This window comes from Bartonella sp. AD328YNZD (genome assembly GCF_042196425.1).
In genome coordinates, this window is sequence record NZ_JBHIQG010000784.1 from 1 (window position 1) to 619 (window position 619).

A 619-nucleotide genomic window follows, 5' to 3' on the forward strand; every position below is an offset into this window, starting at 1 on the left:
TGAACATGCGCGATATTGAACAGGGGCTTGATCAGATCAACCGTTTGAGTTCAGCGCACGCTCAAAGCGAACTTCTTCCAGGGCGTGAAGAAGGGAGCACCATTGTCAATATTAACAATCATCCCGATAAAACGTTCAAGGTTACTGTTTCTCATGACAATATGGGACAATCTTCCACGGGTTATGCGCGTTATAGTGCGGGCTTGAGGGTAGAAAATATTTTAGGGATGAATGATGCGTGGGATTTTAACTATCAACGCAGTGAGCCCGATTATTGGGGTGGGAGCAAGCAAGAAGGACATAGTAATAACATTTCAGCGAGTGTGAGTATTCCGTATGGTTATTGGACCTTTGGATTGAATGGCACTGTTTATAATTACCAAAGCATTATCCCTGGCAATTTTACCGATATTGAGACGACGGGGGATTCCAGTGAGTTGCACGCCAGTACAAGCAGGGTTCTTTACCGTGATAGTGTTTCCCTTACAACTTTGAATTTGGGTCTTTCTTATAAAAGAACCAACAATTACCTCCTTGGTAATAAGATTGAAGTGGGCAGCCGTCAATATAGCGTCGCCAATTTTGGCATTTCGCATTCGCGCCAGATGTTGGGGGGGAC

1 protein-coding gene is annotated in these 619 nt (G+C 44.4%); it reads left to right on the forward strand.

The genetic code is table 11. From position 1 onward, the window contains the following. Nucleotides 1–619 (forward strand): ShlB/FhaC/HecB family hemolysin secretion/activation protein (locus ACFIO3_RS15025; protein ID WP_375704775.1); only part of this gene is annotated, 619 nt, incomplete at both ends.